Consider the following 12,554-nt stretch of genomic DNA (forward strand, 5'->3'; position numbering starts at 1 on the left):
TAGAGTTCCTTAGTTATTAATTATTATCTCCATGGTTCAGGTCTATCAATCTTAGTTACATCAACTCTCATAGCTTTTCTGTTATTATCTTTAAAATCTACCTCTCTCATAAAAGCATTATATACATTAATTATTGCTTCTAACTCGCTATACGATTTAACATTAAACGTCTTTACTAAATAATCATTCATTGCCACAAATTCATAAGCATCACAAACTTTTTGTTCTTCAAAAAATTTGTTATTATATATTGCGATAGAGTAAGCGACCGCAGCCTTTGCTTTATTTAGAGCAAAATCATTCTTGTTACGTATATAATCCTGATTTGCTAAATGAGCTGGGTCTTCACCTCGTTCAACATTACCAAAAGCACCTCTAACAAAGTCCTCATATTTAAGATCTTCCATATTCTCCCCTCCCATAACTATCTTACAATACCTTCTAAAATATAACAATAAAAGACACCTATATTTCTATAGTGCCTTTATATTAGATTTAGTATTATCTAAAGTAAGCCCATTCTTTGCCCATGCTTCTACTAATAAAAATTTATCTTTAACATTAGTTTCGTACTTTGACTTTGCCATGAACTCACCTTCTTTCTTTTATTAATCTTATTTCATTCAAAGTTTTTCTATTCTTTGCTTAACTATTTTTATTCTATCATCCATATAATCTCTTTTTGTTTTCTTGTACATATTTCCAAGTTCTATACATGTCATAAAAGATATCATAAAAATTGCAAAGCTATATATAAATTTTTCTATTATTCTAATAAAACTAATACTTGTTGATGGATTATCATTCATACTATCCATTTTACTAATTAGATTATTATTGTCTCTAGATTCTTGTTTTTGAAGTTCTTTTTTATACTTTTCTAAAGCCTCTTTATCCTTCAAATCTGTACTTGTTTCTATTTTATAATCAAGTTCCAATATCTTCATTGAACATTGATTCTTGATATCCTCAATTTTTGAAATTTCATTTAAATATTCCGCTTCATATTTATTGTCTAATATAACACTAAAGTTCAACATGCTAATAATAACTGTAATAACTAACGACATCTGCGAAAATAATAACGCATAATCTATACCTATTTTAATTTTCTCCCTTTTTCTTTCAAGTTCTATAAGCATTACTTCAAGTTCACTTTTAACTTCCTTTTTTTCATAATACAACTTTATACTTTTTAATAACTCATTATAACTCTTTATTCGCTTTCTTTCTTTTCTACTCAATAAATCTTTACAAAAAAATTTGCCTAATACTAAGTTAACTTTACCCATACTATCCCCTCCCCACAAACATTTTACAACAAATATATATCATTTCAACTTCAAAATTATGTTTTTCACCTTTTATATTTCAAAACTTGCAAATTTATAGTATTTATTGTAAAATTTATAATATAAGTTTGTTTTAAAGGAGCATTAGTGAGTTTATGGAAAATGATTATATAAATTCTAGATTAAATGATCAAATTAATTGGTATGATAGAAAAAGTAATTTAGCAAAGAAAAAACTACTCCGAATAAGCTTTTTTTCTGCAATTTGCTCGTCCCTTATACCTATATTCACTTTATTTATAGATAATTACCCTTATATATTTAAGATTATTATTACATTTCTAAGTCAATGTATTAATATTTGTACTTGGTATATATGTTTTAATAAATTACAGGAGATTAGCTTAAAATATAGGAGCACATGTGAATCTTTAAAAACACATAAAATTTTATTTGAAAACAATTGTACTCCTTATGACATTTCTGATAATGCATTAAAATTACTTATAACAAATTGTGAATGTATTATGGATGAAGAACATAAAGATTGGGTTTGTATACTTGAAAAAAATTATTCGATTGGATCATAAGTTTTTTTGAAAATATCTGGTTTACATGGATATAATTCTCCATTTACGCCTTTGATGATCCAATCACCAACTTCAGCTTTCATATCACCCTCTAATGTATGTATTATAATTTCTTTATCAGTTTGATATGCTTCTATTATAATTTGTTTTTTTATAAATCTTTTTACACTTGTCATGCTTTTGCCTCCTTTACTATAAACTAATTATTTTAAATTAGAAAGGATGATTGTAAATGCCAACTTTATATGACTATAGACTTTTCATTAGCCACGCTTGGAAATATGGAGATGATTATGATAGATTAGTAAAATTGCTAGACGCTGCTAATAATTTTTCATATTACAACTATTCTGCTCCAAAGGAAAAACCTTTATTTCCACCAGGTACACCTTTAACTAATCCAGCAATAGCAAATAAAATAACCGATAAAATTAAACCCTCTCAAATTACTATTGTTATATCTGGTATGTATACTGCTTATAGTGATTGGATGAAATATGAAATTGATGAATCAAAGCGTATGAAGAAACCTATTCTCGCTATAAATCCATATGGCCAGTCTCAAGGACCTACACCTAAGTATGTGACTGATAATGCTGACAAAATCGTTAATTGGTCTACTAGTTCTATTGTTTCAGCAATAAGAGAATTAGTTAAATAATTTATTTCTATAATAGATGATGCATTAATATTAATAAAAGACCTTTCTACAAAGAGAGGTCTTAGTTTTTATAATTCCAATTCACCATGATATACAGTTCTGTAGCCACAGATATTACACTTTGCTGTTATATCTAGTGTCATAGATTCATTTTTCCCATTTACCACATTTATATTTTTTACTATGGCAAACCCATTCTTATCATCAATAAACTCAAATGATGAATTACATATTTTACACTCAACATTACATCTTAGCTCTCCATTTAGTTGCCTTGTTACTTTATACATTTTCCCTACCCCCTTTACTACTATCTTACAATATATTATAATACTTTACAATAAAAGACACCTATATTCCTATAAGTGTCTCTAAAATATTGGGGTTTATGGGGAATTCAACTTTCTTTTACAATACAATTATAACATCTGTAATCCTATATATATTCTCATTCTTTTCTCACTTTTTTCTCAAAATTTTAATATAGAAAGCTCCCTTCATGCTTTGCTATATCTTCCACTAAGTCATCTCTCATTCTATAAGCTGTAGCTATAGCTATGTTTAATCTTTCAGCTATAATATTAACCTTCATTTTATCTCTATATTTAAGTTCTATAAACTTTTTATTTTCTTGACTTAAGTCTTTTAAATTCTGCTCCATATGAGTTATAAAACTTTCTGTATCTCTAAGCTTAGCTTTAAGTTTAAATAGATTTCTTATCTTAATAGCCCTTTCCTCTTCTAGTTTTCCTATAGCTCTCATTATTTCACTCTCTGCATAGCTTGTACTATTAGTACTTGTTTGTACTCTCTCATTAATCCCCATCCCTGGTTGATGATAGTCTATTTTAATATTAGTATTTTTAATATCATATTCTATGGATTCAATTTGCTTTTCTAACTGTTCTATTCTAACCCTAATATCATTAATTTCTTTTTTCTCTCTAAAATAACTATAGAGCTTACCTTCTGTCTTTCTAAATAGTTCTTTATTCAAGTTAAAATCACTCCTCCTTAAGATACATATCATAATAAGTCACTCCAACAGCATAAGCCTGCCATATATCTTTTTTAAATCCATAGAACCATCCTGGTTCTTTCTTAGTACCTTTCCCCTTATTGCTTGTATTAGGTGCAAATCTATCTATTAATGCCTGAACTATGTTACTATCTTTAGCTTTCATGCTGCCACATAAATTCATCTTTTCATCTTTCCTATAAATAAATTGTGGAGTTATATCGAAGCAATACTTGGTTTGTTCAACGAACCGTCCTATCCATACACAAGTATCAAATACGCTCTTACCAACAGCCATACCATAACATGCTACCATTTCAATAGCTACATATTTAACCTCATACCCTCGTCTCATTTTCTCCATTAATTCTTCGTTTTTAATTTTCCCTACTTCTAAAGGTTCTAATGCATCTTTATCTATAAATGCATATCCACTTTCAATATTCCCTGGATCTATTGCTAAAATCACTTAATCACCTTCTTTTTTTCTTTCTTTCATCACTTGTAAATATATATTTCTCTAAAAACTCTCTTAAAGTCATATCTCTTTCCTTACCCTCTTTTAAATTTGAATAAAAAATACCGCATATTCATTTCTGAATAGTACGGTATTATAAATAGATTGTTTTAATATTTAATTGTAAATTTTATAACATATCGGTATACTAATTATTAGTCTTACAGATATTTATATTATCATATATGCTATTTTTCACATTTACTGTATATGTACTATCATTAAATAGTAAAATCGCATATATACTTATATAATAACATGCCAGGTTTTGAAACTTTTATATACTTGTCATTTTCTGCACTACTAAATGATACGTCATCTTCATTTATATCTAAATCTACATCATAATCTCTTAATAATAATTGGTTTGAAATGCACTTTTCTATCATTAAATCCATATTGTCAACATCAACTCCATCATTATTACATTTATTGTAGAACTTTTGATCTAAAGAAGTATAATGATTTTTTTCATTTACTATCTCTTGACATATATATTTGTATAGTTCAATATCATCATCAAAAAACGTTGTTAGTGAATTTATACATATCAATTCCGAATAAGATAAATTATTTTTGTTCTCTACTATTTTCTGAAGAATGGCACCCATTATTAAACATGCTTTAGTTGACCTAGATAAAAGAATCTTAGAAAAAATATCTGAAATAAATTCTGCTTTTTGTTCACTATTTATATAGTCTGATAATTTTTTCAACTTTTGTTCTATTGGAATTTCATTGTTATTAAATCCTTTTAAAAATGCAATAAACCTTTTTCTACTTATTGCCATACTTCCTCTTCTTAATATTCCAAGAACTTTAAATGAATCCCCTAGCACTTCCATAAAGTCATTTTCAAGAATATCTTCTTTTATATCAAGATATTGGTTTATCTTATTACTTATATCTCCAAGTATATCAACTGTAACAATTTTATTCTTTTCACTGCTCATATTACTTCTCCTATTTCGAAAATTAAATATTTGTATAATATCTTTACATACAATATTTACTTTAATTGACTTTATATTGTATCATATCTATAAATTATATCACTTAATCTATCTCATAACAAACGCTAAATTCAAAATAACATCATCCATAATACTACACTATTCAATTTTCAAAGAACAAATTTACTTTCCTATAACATCTTTTAATAACTGCCAAACTCCAAATTGTATTACTATATTACCGTCACCTCTTTTAACTCTGATAGTTAATAAAATTATTATGATACAAACAATAACTATACTTCTTTTAATATTCACTCTTTGCCCTCTCATAATATTTATAAATTAAACTTCCTTACTTTCTAACTTTTTAAACTCTATAACCCATACCCAAGGGTTATTATCCCAACCATAGTACTTTAATTGTTCCTTCTTTAAAGTACTATTCCAAAGATATAAAAATTCTAGTTCAGGAGGTTCAATATATCCGCTATTATTACAATATCCACAACATTCATCTGAGTTATAATTATGAGGTTTTTTACACTCTATACCACTGCATCCCTCTTTTATTGCTTGGTCTTCAGTTATATCTTGTAACCTTTCTACTCTTACATTTGTAACTTCTAAAAATATCCTTGTTGCTTCTTTGGGCATATGAATACTTGGTCTCCACCTTTTAACATCCACTTCTATAATTGGTTGCCTGTGTCCATTATCATCAACTTTAAAAATATATCTACATTCATTTACTTCTAAATCTGAATCATCTTTTAAATCTTTTGTAGTATCGCACCATGTTTCTCTTACATAAAGAATATCTCCAATTTTACATGGTAATTTTGCATAATCTACTATTCCACCATGTTCACTCATTCCCCACCCAAAGCAATCCTCATGCTTTTTATCTGTTGAACTAGTTACAAATCCAAGTGGTATTTGTTGAATAGGTTGTGGCTTAATAACTCTTCTAGTAACTGTCTTTTTACCTTCTAAAATAGCCTTAACCATTTCAGTATTGAATAATATAGGCTTTTCCATGAATATCCCTCCAACTAATTATTATATGATTGTCATATGAGAATACCACCTTGCAGCAGTACTCCCATATGACCTTATTCCTGGACTAAGATATTATTTTTACATTGCCTAAGCCTTTTAATCTAGCCTTTAGATATTCTTTTATACTTTCCATAGCCACGTTTCTCCATGCTCCTCCATCTGCTTCATATAATGCACATTGCGGACCTGTTTGCATTCTGAATATAAACTTACTCTCTGGTTGAATTACCTCTGGGAATGTTCTAAATGGGGCTAATATAACTGGATTAGGAATTACAACCTCTGCTACACTTGCTACTCCAACCTTGATAGCAGCTGACTGACTTACTCCATCATCACCTACTGACTTAACATTTTCTTCTTTAATATTTCCACTTACTTTTAATAACTTGTTTCTATCTTCATTTTCTATAAATGAGCTTTGCAACATGATATTAAATCTCTCTGGATCTACAAATCTATCTGTTACTATACTTGGTGTTAATGCCTCGGCTACCATAACACATTCTCTTCTCTTATCGGAGTTTAGTTCCTTTTTAATACTTACCTTGTCATAACTCATAACATGTACTATTATGTTACCATCCTTAATACTGTCTACATTCTCTTTAATGTAGTCTACTATTGACGTTAAAGTAGTTGTTTCTAATGCTCTTGATATTGGTTTCTCAACTCTAGTAAGATTCTTATTAGTATAAGTAGCTCCATTAATCTCCTCTTTGATATACTTGCTTTCTCCTTCCTCAATTAATAATTCAATTGCTCCTTTTAATCCTTCACTTATCATCTTTTATTCCTCCTAAAATTTATTTATTTTACTATTTGTAAGCCTGCTAATTCATTTTCATTACTTTCGCTTGCTACTTCTTTTGGTGCTTCATCTGTTCCACCCATGAATACTTCTCCAGTTTCATTGTCAACCTTCATATAAGTTTGTCCCTTAACTTGTTTCTTGAACTCAGTTCCTAAGACTTCTCCATTAAGGTCCTTATCAATAATTATCTTAGTTGCTATCGCACTTCTAGGCGCAAGTTTTGCCTTTGCAGTTATTGTTACTTCTGTAAGTTCTCTTTCTTCATCTGTACTAAACGTCATGTCTAAAGTTAATTTTCTTTTAGGTTTGCTATCTGTATTCTTATCAGCAATATTTTCTAACACCTCCTTTAAACCTTGATTCATTCTTTCTGCTAATGCTCCATTAGCAAAGGTTTCTAAATTAATCATTTTATCCATGCATATCCTCCTTATTATTTAGAATGGCATATCCTCACCATCATCTACTGGCATATAATCATTACTTACCTGTGATTCATTCTTATTCCCAAACTCTAAGAAACTCACTTCATCAGCTACAACCTCAGTAACATATCTTCTTCCACCATCCTTGGCTTCATAGGACCTAGTCTCAATTCTACCAGCTACACTTAAAAGTTTACCTTTACTCATATAGTTAGCAGTACTTTCAGCTTGTTTCCCCCATACTACTATAGGGATAAAATCTGCATCCGGTTGTCCTTCCTTTTTAAATCTTCTGTTTACTGCCATCGTAAATGTACATACTGCGGTTCCTGTGCCTGGAGTAAATTTTAGCTCTGGCTCCTTAGTCAATCTTCCAATTACAACTACCTTATTCATAAATCATACCTCCTAAATTTATTACCACTACTTACAATCACATTTAACCTTCAATGGAGTAAACATAATCTTTGCTGATTCATCCTTTATGGTTTTTTTTAACTTAATCCTATTTGCTTCAACATTCTGCGCTAGTTGACCTAAAGCTTTCTCATTGAATTGTCCTCTTTCAACAATCTCTTCATTAATTTGATTGCATTGTATCTCTATAGACTTCTCAACACTTTTCCAATAGTCTTTTTGCTTGTCCATCTTCTTGTCTAGATTATTTAATTTCTTTTCTAGGATAATATATCCCATAAGAACTAAAACCCCTATAACACCTATTCCTAAGCCTAAAATTATATTCATTTTTAACTACCTCCTTGATTTAATTGAATTACAAACTACTCCCAATGATGATTAGTGCCATACTTAGTGTTATACTCTTCTAGTAATTCATCTAACTTTGTTCTATAGTTGATTACCTCTTCTTTAGATTCAAAAGGTTTGTAAGTAACTTTAGTTCCTTTCTTATATGTTTTCCCAACCTTCTTAACCATGTATCCTCTCTCTGTTTCAAGTGTATAGGCTACTAACATTGACATATCATAATACTTTGGATTGTTTTTCATTAGTTCAATATTTATAATTGGAAATTCCCTTTGGAATTCAATTACCTTTATATCTCCATTCTTATTTGCCATCACTGTTCCTCCTATTCTTTTAACCTAACTACTATCTTTCCACCAAGCAATATCTCTAACTGTTCTTTAAACTTCTCATTAATAACTCCTTGTATGAACTCTGACTTTACTGGTATAACTATTTCATTTTCCTTATTCTCTATATCAGTATCTATAAACCAGGTCCTATAGGTTATCTCTCCATACTGTTCATGTATCTTTGAATGATATGGAGTAGGAAAGGATAGAGGTGGAAGAGAATGAGTATTCTCTTTCTTTTCCTCTCCTCTACTTTCCTTTACTTTACTTTCCTTTACTTTAGGGATTAATGTTGTCATGTTGGTTACACTAACTGGATTAATGTTAACAATAACTAGGTTTTTGTATGCATCAATTATTTTTTCATCTAATAAGAGATATTCTTTAAACATTTCAACCTTTTGTCTCCTACCAACTGCCTCCAAATACCTACGTTGTATACCCTTTGATGTAAGAATTTGATAGTCTTTTAATACTGTTTCATCAAATAACTCCCATTTAACACAATCATTAATGATTACATTAACTCGATTAATGTCTACATTAACCCTCTTTGAGAAGAGTAATTGTTCACGTTCTGTCCACTCATAGAAGTATGATGTTTTATAAATTTTCATCATTAATTTTATTATTACGGCAAACCCTTCTATACCATATTGTGATTCTATGAGTGCAATCTTATCATCTTGATCTATGTCTACATCTAATGGAAAATAGTCTAAACCTTCTTTTTGTGGTCTTGCCATAAACTCACCTTACCTTATTCCTTTAAGTCTTAAATTTTCATCTTCAATTTCTTCATATGTTCTTTGGTTATGCTGAATACGAATACTGTCTATAAGTTCATTCCATGTGTCATAGTTAATCTTGATATTTCCTTCTATGTCTCCATCATCAATTCTTAACTCTAAGTGTCCTCCTGCTTCTTTTATAGTTATTTGCTTTCCATCATTTGCTCTAAGGTCCATATCTATGCTATACATTAGTCTTTCCCTCCAAACTATTACAGATATAATCATACTCAGCTTTAGTTAAATCTTTAATTTCCTTGTCATATTTAGTTTTAACTTTTACTTTAATACTTTCAGCGTCATATCCAGCTTTATTAGCTATTACATATAGTCTTTGAACTTGTTTATCTGTAAGTTGTTTACTGTTATTAGTATTTGATTTAGTCTTATCCACTTTATCCTTACCATGTGTGTTAGTGGTATCACTATCTTTGTTATCATCTATACAAAACAGACCATTCAAGGCATATTTTCTTGCATAAGAAGTTGCTGCTCCTGTTATCTGACTAGAATCCATACCTTTTTTAGTTTCTTCCTCCCTAGCCCATCCAAATGTCTCCTCTGAATCTCCTGTCTCTGCATCTGTAAGTTTTGCAGTAGATTTGGCATAGTATCTATTACCTATTAAAACTATCTCATCAGTAAGTTTTAATGTAAGTTTTTGTTCTTTTAAGTATGGTTTTACTGCTTCTAGAATATCTTCACAGTTTCTATAATTGTAGTTACCAAAGGAGTTAAATTGAGTTTTAGGAGCGTTTAATTCACTTTGTACTATAGAAAGTTTCTCTAAAAGACTCATATATATACCTCCTAGAATTTAATATCAAATTGCTCTGGGACAGTAATAACTTTTATTCCCTCACACTCTATAATTTCACCAGTATCTTTATTTATAATGGTATCTCCACTAACCTCTAACTCTTTCTTTAAACTTGTCCAATCAAGCTTTTCAGTCTCAATTTTTTTAATATATTTATCTTGATTTTCTGCTCTACACCATTCAAGTATTTTAGTATCATCATGATCTATCTTAGGTGTTTCTTTTTTAAGTATTAGTTCACCTGAAATAAGTGGATATTTCTTTTGAGTCTTAGTCTCTTTTGGATTAATAGTATTAAAGTATGCTCTTAGTTGAGCTATCTTGAAACCTATACTATTTTCATGTGACACCCTTTTTCTCTTTATTTCCTCATGAATAGCTTCAATCTTTTGGGCTGCTAACTCTTCAAGCCTTTGAAATTCTAATTTCTCTTCTTTTATATCCTCTATAAGTCTATCTGCTTCTATATCGCTTTTAACAATTTGAATACTATCTAATTTCTCCATTATTAAATCCTCCATTTGATTAATCTATTTTAGATGTTATAATTGAATTGTATATTTTTGTTATGGTCGCTCGCTTTGCTTTGGTCGGTAAGCTTGCGACTTTTCTTTTGTACTTCATTTAAAAGCTCTTCTGAAATTATTGTTTGCAAGTCTCCTCCTTCTGTTTTTAATCTCTCTTGTGTTTTCATAGCTACTTCTTTAGCTATATCATTTATGATTTTAAGCATCATAGCTTGTCCTCCTAATAAATCCTATCTGCTATTAAAAATAATGCTCCAAATATTAACCATGTTGCTAAGCTACCTAAGATAAAATCTATTATTTTTTCTTTCTTAGACACTTTTATAACCTTCCAATCTTCTTAATACATCTTGGACAAATATTCTTTCCATCAAACGTCTTAATACCCTTACCTTCTCCACAGAAGATACAAGTAGGTTCGTATTTTTTTAAAATAACCTGCTCACCATCTACATATATTTCTAATGGATCCTTAATGTCTATTCCTAAAATCCTTCTTAATTCTACTGGTAATACTACCCTTCCTAAGTCATCTACTTTTCTTACTATTCCTGTTGCTTTCATGATTAATATTCCTCCTTGAATAAATTCAAAATAAAATCTCTGCCTTTTCCAGTCCATTTACGATCATAAATAATATGTCCATTATCTAAAACATCTTGCTTTATGCTTACATATCCACTCTCAGAATACTTAGAATAAAGTAACCATGTTCTATTCTGCTTGTACTGTATTTTTTTATCTGCTAAAAGATTATTTAACTTAGTAGCACTACTTAAACCGAGTTCTTTAGCTATTTCGCTTGTTGTATATAGCTTATTTTGGTGTACTAACTTATCCCTTTGCCTTTCTGCTTCAATTCTTGCTGCCTTTTCTTCTTTAATCTTTGTTGCCGCTGCTATTAGTAAATCTGGATTATCTAATAATTCATCTGTGGCATACATACCATATTTTCTTATAGATGGAAGTACTTCTATTGCTAACCAATCTTGAAACTTTTCAGCAACTTCATTACTTGCTTTAAAAGCTAATTTATACACTGCTGGTTCTGGAATAAAATCACCTTTCGCAACATCTTGCGAAAATTTCAAATATCCATTTACTGTTCTCCACCTAATGTACTCTTTACCATTTTTCACCTCTGTAAATCCTAAACTTTTAGCAACTGTTTCTGTATCAAAAATCCATTCTCCATTTTCTAATTTTGTTGCCACCTCAAAAATTCCGCTTTGATCTTTGAAAATTTTTAATCTATTCACAGTCATTCCTCCTTGTAATTATTTTGTATTTGATTAGTTATAAATTCCCACTTATAATTAATTTATCAACTTTGCAGAGTTGAAATAATTATGAAAGGTGGGATTTTATGAAGCGCGTATATGCTTGTTTACTTGGCAACTGGACTGATATAACTGATGATGGGTTATTACATCAACGTGACCCTCTAACTTATGTTGATGAAGAAATACAGGATATGTTTAAATATGACTACATAAATGTAAGTTATAAAGATAAAAACTATCGTATTCATCCATCATTTATTCAAGTAGTTACTGAATAAATTCAGTTTCTAAATCCTTTTTAAATGTATCTCTCTTTTTGAATTTCAAAGTATTAACTTGTGAATTGTATTCTCTATCAATGCAATCTCTTAATTTTTTCCATTCTGAAAGAGAGATATCTTCAAATAAGTTAAAAATTTGTTCTATTTTTTCTTTGTTCACTTCTCATTCCTCCTTAATTTCTTTACCCTCATTTGGAGCTGCTTGAATACTAATTTAATTCTTTTATATTGTCTAAATCTGACAAATCTTTACCTGCATAGTCTCTAAGAAATCTTAATAACTCTATTTTTGTAACTTTAAGTCTACCTAGTTTTAAACCTACCAGTATTTTCTTATCTATAAGCTCATAAACTTTATGTTGATCAACTTTTAAAATCTTTGCTATTTCTGGAACTGTATATAATAAATCTTCCATTTCT

At 29.4% G+C, this 12,554-nt stretch carries 26 protein-coding genes; 3 read left to right on the forward strand and 23 right to left on the reverse strand.

The features are described 5' to 3' along the window. Positions 1-23 precede the first annotated feature (23 nt). On the reverse strand, positions 24-407 hold the full coding sequence (locus tag B3086_RS12590; RefSeq protein WP_346893541.1) for a hypothetical protein: 384 nt from the start codon (positions 405-407) through the stop codon (positions 24-26). A 216-nt stretch (positions 408-623) separates the two neighbouring features. Then, complete coding sequence (locus B3086_RS12595; RefSeq protein ID WP_346893543.1) at positions 624-1,292, reverse strand: hypothetical protein; 669 nt, start codon at positions 1,290-1,292, stop codon at positions 624-626. Between the two features lie 155 nt (positions 1,293-1,447). Between B3086_RS12595 and B3086_RS18045 the strand changes: the two genes are divergently transcribed. Further along, positions 1,448-1,882: a DUF4231 domain-containing protein gene (locus B3086_RS18045; RefSeq protein ID WP_414632289.1), complete on the forward strand. Its 435-nt coding sequence runs from the start codon at positions 1,448-1,450 to the stop codon at positions 1,880-1,882. On the opposite strand, the gene B3086_RS12600 is transcribed toward B3086_RS18045, so the two are convergent. Beyond that, positions 1,864-2,058 (reverse strand): hypothetical protein, encoded by a 195-nt coding sequence (locus B3086_RS12600; RefSeq protein WP_346893545.1) that lies wholly within the window; start codon positions 2,056-2,058, stop codon positions 1,864-1,866. The genes B3086_RS18045 and B3086_RS12600 overlap by 19 nt on opposite strands. Before the next feature lie 56 nt (positions 2,059-2,114). Between B3086_RS12600 and B3086_RS12605 the strand changes: the two genes are divergently transcribed. Then, a complete protein-coding gene (locus tag B3086_RS12605; RefSeq protein ID WP_346893547.1) occupies positions 2,115-2,543 on the forward strand; it encodes a TIR domain-containing protein in 429 nt (142 codons plus the stop codon). 68 nt (positions 2,544-2,611) lie between these two features. On the opposite strand, the gene B3086_RS12610 is transcribed toward B3086_RS12605, so the two are convergent. The 18 genes from B3086_RS12610 to B3086_RS12695 form a co-directional block, all read right to left on the reverse strand. Then, positions 2,612-2,833: a hypothetical protein gene (locus B3086_RS12610; protein WP_346893549.1), complete on the reverse strand. Its 222-nt coding sequence runs from the start codon at positions 2,831-2,833 to the stop codon at positions 2,612-2,614. A gap of 188 nt (positions 2,834-3,021) precedes the next feature. Further along, positions 3,022-3,540, reverse strand: a complete 519-nt coding sequence (locus B3086_RS12615) for a transcriptional regulator (protein ID WP_346893551.1) — start codon at positions 3,538-3,540, stop codon at positions 3,022-3,024. Between the two features lie 7 nt (positions 3,541-3,547). Beyond that, positions 3,548-4,030, reverse strand: coding sequence for a hypothetical protein (locus B3086_RS12620; RefSeq protein ID WP_346893553.1), 483 nt, complete (start codon positions 4,028-4,030; stop codon positions 3,548-3,550). Positions 4,031-4,299: 269 nt separating this feature from the next. Beyond that, positions 4,300-5,031, reverse strand: coding sequence for a hypothetical protein (locus B3086_RS12625; protein WP_346893555.1), 732 nt, complete (start codon positions 5,029-5,031; stop codon positions 4,300-4,302). A gap of 183 nt (positions 5,032-5,214) precedes the next feature. Continuing rightward, complete coding sequence (locus B3086_RS12630) at positions 5,215-5,349, reverse strand: hypothetical protein (protein WP_346893557.1); 135 nt, start codon at positions 5,347-5,349, stop codon at positions 5,215-5,217. Positions 5,350-5,376: 27 nt separating this feature from the next. After that, the gene (locus tag B3086_RS12635; protein ID WP_346893559.1) at positions 5,377-6,072 is read right to left on the reverse strand and encodes a hypothetical protein; all 696 of its coding nucleotides are present in this window, start codon (positions 6,070-6,072) and stop codon (positions 5,377-5,379) included. Between the two features lie 85 nt (positions 6,073-6,157). Continuing rightward, positions 6,158-6,880, reverse strand: a complete 723-nt coding sequence (locus tag B3086_RS12640; protein ID WP_346893561.1) for a hypothetical protein — start codon at positions 6,878-6,880, stop codon at positions 6,158-6,160. Positions 6,881-6,903: 23 nt separating this feature from the next. Then, complete coding sequence (locus B3086_RS12645) at positions 6,904-7,326, reverse strand: replication terminator protein (protein WP_346880592.1); 423 nt, start codon at positions 7,324-7,326, stop codon at positions 6,904-6,906. 18 nt (positions 7,327-7,344) lie between these two features. Beyond that, a complete protein-coding gene (locus tag B3086_RS12650) occupies positions 7,345-7,728 on the reverse strand; it encodes a single-stranded DNA-binding protein (protein ID WP_346893563.1) in 384 nt (127 codons plus the stop codon). 27 nt (positions 7,729-7,755) lie between these two features. Further along, positions 7,756-8,079: a hypothetical protein gene (locus B3086_RS12655; RefSeq protein ID WP_346893565.1), complete on the reverse strand. Its 324-nt coding sequence runs from the start codon at positions 8,077-8,079 to the stop codon at positions 7,756-7,758. A gap of 35 nt (positions 8,080-8,114) precedes the next feature. Beyond that, on the reverse strand, positions 8,115-8,414 hold the full coding sequence (locus B3086_RS12660) for a hypothetical protein (protein ID WP_346893567.1): 300 nt from the start codon (positions 8,412-8,414) through the stop codon (positions 8,115-8,117). A gap of 11 nt (positions 8,415-8,425) precedes the next feature. Beyond that, entirely contained in the window at positions 8,426-9,178 is a 753-nt protein-coding gene (locus B3086_RS12665; RefSeq protein WP_346893569.1) for a DUF4373 domain-containing protein, read from the reverse strand. A gap of 9 nt (positions 9,179-9,187) precedes the next feature. Next, positions 9,188-9,415 (reverse strand): hypothetical protein, encoded by a 228-nt coding sequence (locus B3086_RS12670; protein ID WP_346893571.1) that lies wholly within the window; start codon positions 9,413-9,415, stop codon positions 9,188-9,190. Then, a complete protein-coding gene (locus B3086_RS12675; protein ID WP_346893573.1) occupies positions 9,408-10,022 on the reverse strand; it encodes an ERF family protein in 615 nt (204 codons plus the stop codon). Before B3086_RS12675 ends, B3086_RS12670 begins: the two co-directional genes overlap by 8 nt. Positions 10,023-10,033: 11 nt before the next feature. Further along, positions 10,034-10,549: a host-nuclease inhibitor Gam family protein gene (locus B3086_RS12680; RefSeq protein WP_346893575.1), complete on the reverse strand. Its 516-nt coding sequence runs from the start codon at positions 10,547-10,549 to the stop codon at positions 10,034-10,036. A 29-nt stretch (positions 10,550-10,578) separates the two neighbouring features. Beyond that, positions 10,579-10,779 (reverse strand): hypothetical protein, encoded by a 201-nt coding sequence (locus tag B3086_RS12685; protein ID WP_346893577.1) that lies wholly within the window; start codon positions 10,777-10,779, stop codon positions 10,579-10,581. A 112-nt stretch (positions 10,780-10,891) separates the two neighbouring features. Further along, entirely contained in the window at positions 10,892-11,134 is a 243-nt protein-coding gene (locus B3086_RS12690) for an AbrB/MazE/SpoVT family DNA-binding domain-containing protein (protein WP_346893579.1), read from the reverse strand. A 2-nt stretch (positions 11,135-11,136) separates the two neighbouring features. Continuing rightward, complete coding sequence (locus tag B3086_RS12695) at positions 11,137-11,829, reverse strand: phage antirepressor KilAC domain-containing protein (RefSeq protein WP_346893581.1); 693 nt, start codon at positions 11,827-11,829, stop codon at positions 11,137-11,139. 107 nt (positions 11,830-11,936) lie between these two features. Between B3086_RS12695 and B3086_RS12700 the strand changes: the two genes are divergently transcribed. Next, complete coding sequence (locus B3086_RS12700) at positions 11,937-12,131, forward strand: hypothetical protein (RefSeq protein ID WP_346893583.1); 195 nt, start codon at positions 11,937-11,939, stop codon at positions 12,129-12,131. On the opposite strand, the gene B3086_RS12705 is transcribed toward B3086_RS12700, so the two are convergent. Together B3086_RS12705 and B3086_RS12710 are read right to left on the reverse strand one after the other, a co-directional pair. Continuing rightward, the gene (locus B3086_RS12705; protein WP_346893585.1) at positions 12,121-12,294 is read right to left on the reverse strand and encodes a hypothetical protein; all 174 of its coding nucleotides are present in this window, start codon (positions 12,292-12,294) and stop codon (positions 12,121-12,123) included. The two genes, B3086_RS12700 and B3086_RS12705, sit on opposite strands and share 11 nt — an antisense overlap. A gap of 49 nt (positions 12,295-12,343) precedes the next feature. Further along, positions 12,344-12,550, reverse strand: coding sequence for a helix-turn-helix domain-containing protein (locus B3086_RS12710; RefSeq protein ID WP_346893587.1), 207 nt, complete (start codon positions 12,548-12,550; stop codon positions 12,344-12,346). Between the last annotated feature and the right edge of the window lie 4 nt (positions 12,551-12,554).

The sequence above is a fragment of the Clostridium sp. UBA871 genome (assembly GCF_002295255.1).
In the GTDB taxonomy this organism is placed as follows: Bacteria; Bacillota; Clostridia; order Clostridiales; family Clostridiaceae; genus Clostridium_J; species Clostridium_J sulfidigenes.

Coding starts and splice junctions, on each gene's coding strand:
- B3086_RS12665 (WP_346893569.1), bottom strand. CDS start 9,178: ATGGCAAGACCACAAAAAGAAGGTTTAGACTATTTTCCATTAGATGTA.
- B3086_RS12670 (WP_346893571.1), bottom strand. CDS start 9,415: ATGTATAGCATAGATATGGACCTTAGAGCAAATGATGGAAAGCAAATA.
- B3086_RS12635 (WP_346893559.1), bottom strand. CDS start 6,072: ATGGAAAAGCCTATATTATTCAATACTGAAATGGTTAAGGCTATTTTA.
- B3086_RS12625 (WP_346893555.1), bottom strand. CDS start 5,031: ATGAGCAGTGAAAAGAATAAAATTGTTACAGTTGATATACTTGGAGAT.
- B3086_RS12680 (WP_346893575.1), bottom strand. CDS start 10,549: ATGGAGAAATTAGATAGTATTCAAATTGTTAAAAGCGATATAGAAGCA.
- B3086_RS12685 (WP_346893577.1), bottom strand. CDS start 10,779: ATGATGCTTAAAATCATAAATGATATAGCTAAAGAAGTAGCTATGAAA.
- B3086_RS12600 (WP_346893545.1), bottom strand. CDS start 2,058: ATGACAAGTGTAAAAAGATTTATAAAAAAACAAATTATAATAGAAGCA.
- B3086_RS12655 (WP_346893565.1), bottom strand. CDS start 8,079: ATGAATATAATTTTAGGCTTAGGAATAGGTGTTATAGGGGTTTTAGTT.
- B3086_RS12595 (WP_346893543.1), bottom strand. CDS start 1,292: ATGGGTAAAGTTAACTTAGTATTAGGCAAATTTTTTTGTAAAGATTTA.
- B3086_RS12700 (WP_346893583.1), top strand. CDS start 11,937: ATGAAGCGCGTATATGCTTGTTTACTTGGCAACTGGACTGATATAACT.
- B3086_RS12610 (WP_346893549.1), bottom strand. CDS start 2,833: ATGTATAAAGTAACAAGGCAACTAAATGGAGAGCTAAGATGTAATGTT.
- B3086_RS12710 (WP_346893587.1), bottom strand. CDS start 12,550: ATGGAAGATTTATTATATACAGTTCCAGAAATAGCAAAGATTTTAAAA.
- B3086_RS18045 (WP_414632289.1), top strand. CDS start 1,448: ATGGAAAATGATTATATAAATTCTAGATTAAATGATCAAATTAATTGG.
- B3086_RS12675 (WP_346893573.1), bottom strand. CDS start 10,022: ATGAGTCTTTTAGAGAAACTTTCTATAGTACAAAGTGAATTAAACGCT.
- B3086_RS12650 (WP_346893563.1), bottom strand. CDS start 7,728: ATGAATAAGGTAGTTGTAATTGGAAGATTGACTAAGGAGCCAGAGCTA.
- B3086_RS12690 (WP_346893579.1), bottom strand. CDS start 11,134: ATGAAAGCAACAGGAATAGTAAGAAAAGTAGATGACTTAGGAAGGGTA.
- B3086_RS12605 (WP_346893547.1), top strand. CDS start 2,115: ATGCCAACTTTATATGACTATAGACTTTTCATTAGCCACGCTTGGAAA.
- B3086_RS12660 (WP_346893567.1), bottom strand. CDS start 8,414: ATGGCAAATAAGAATGGAGATATAAAGGTAATTGAATTCCAAAGGGAA.
- B3086_RS12640 (WP_346893561.1), bottom strand. CDS start 6,880: ATGATAAGTGAAGGATTAAAAGGAGCAATTGAATTATTAATTGAGGAA.
- B3086_RS12590 (WP_346893541.1), bottom strand. CDS start 407: ATGGAAGATCTTAAATATGAGGACTTTGTTAGAGGTGCTTTTGGTAAT.
- B3086_RS12645 (WP_346880592.1), bottom strand. CDS start 7,326: ATGGATAAAATGATTAATTTAGAAACCTTTGCTAATGGAGCATTAGCA.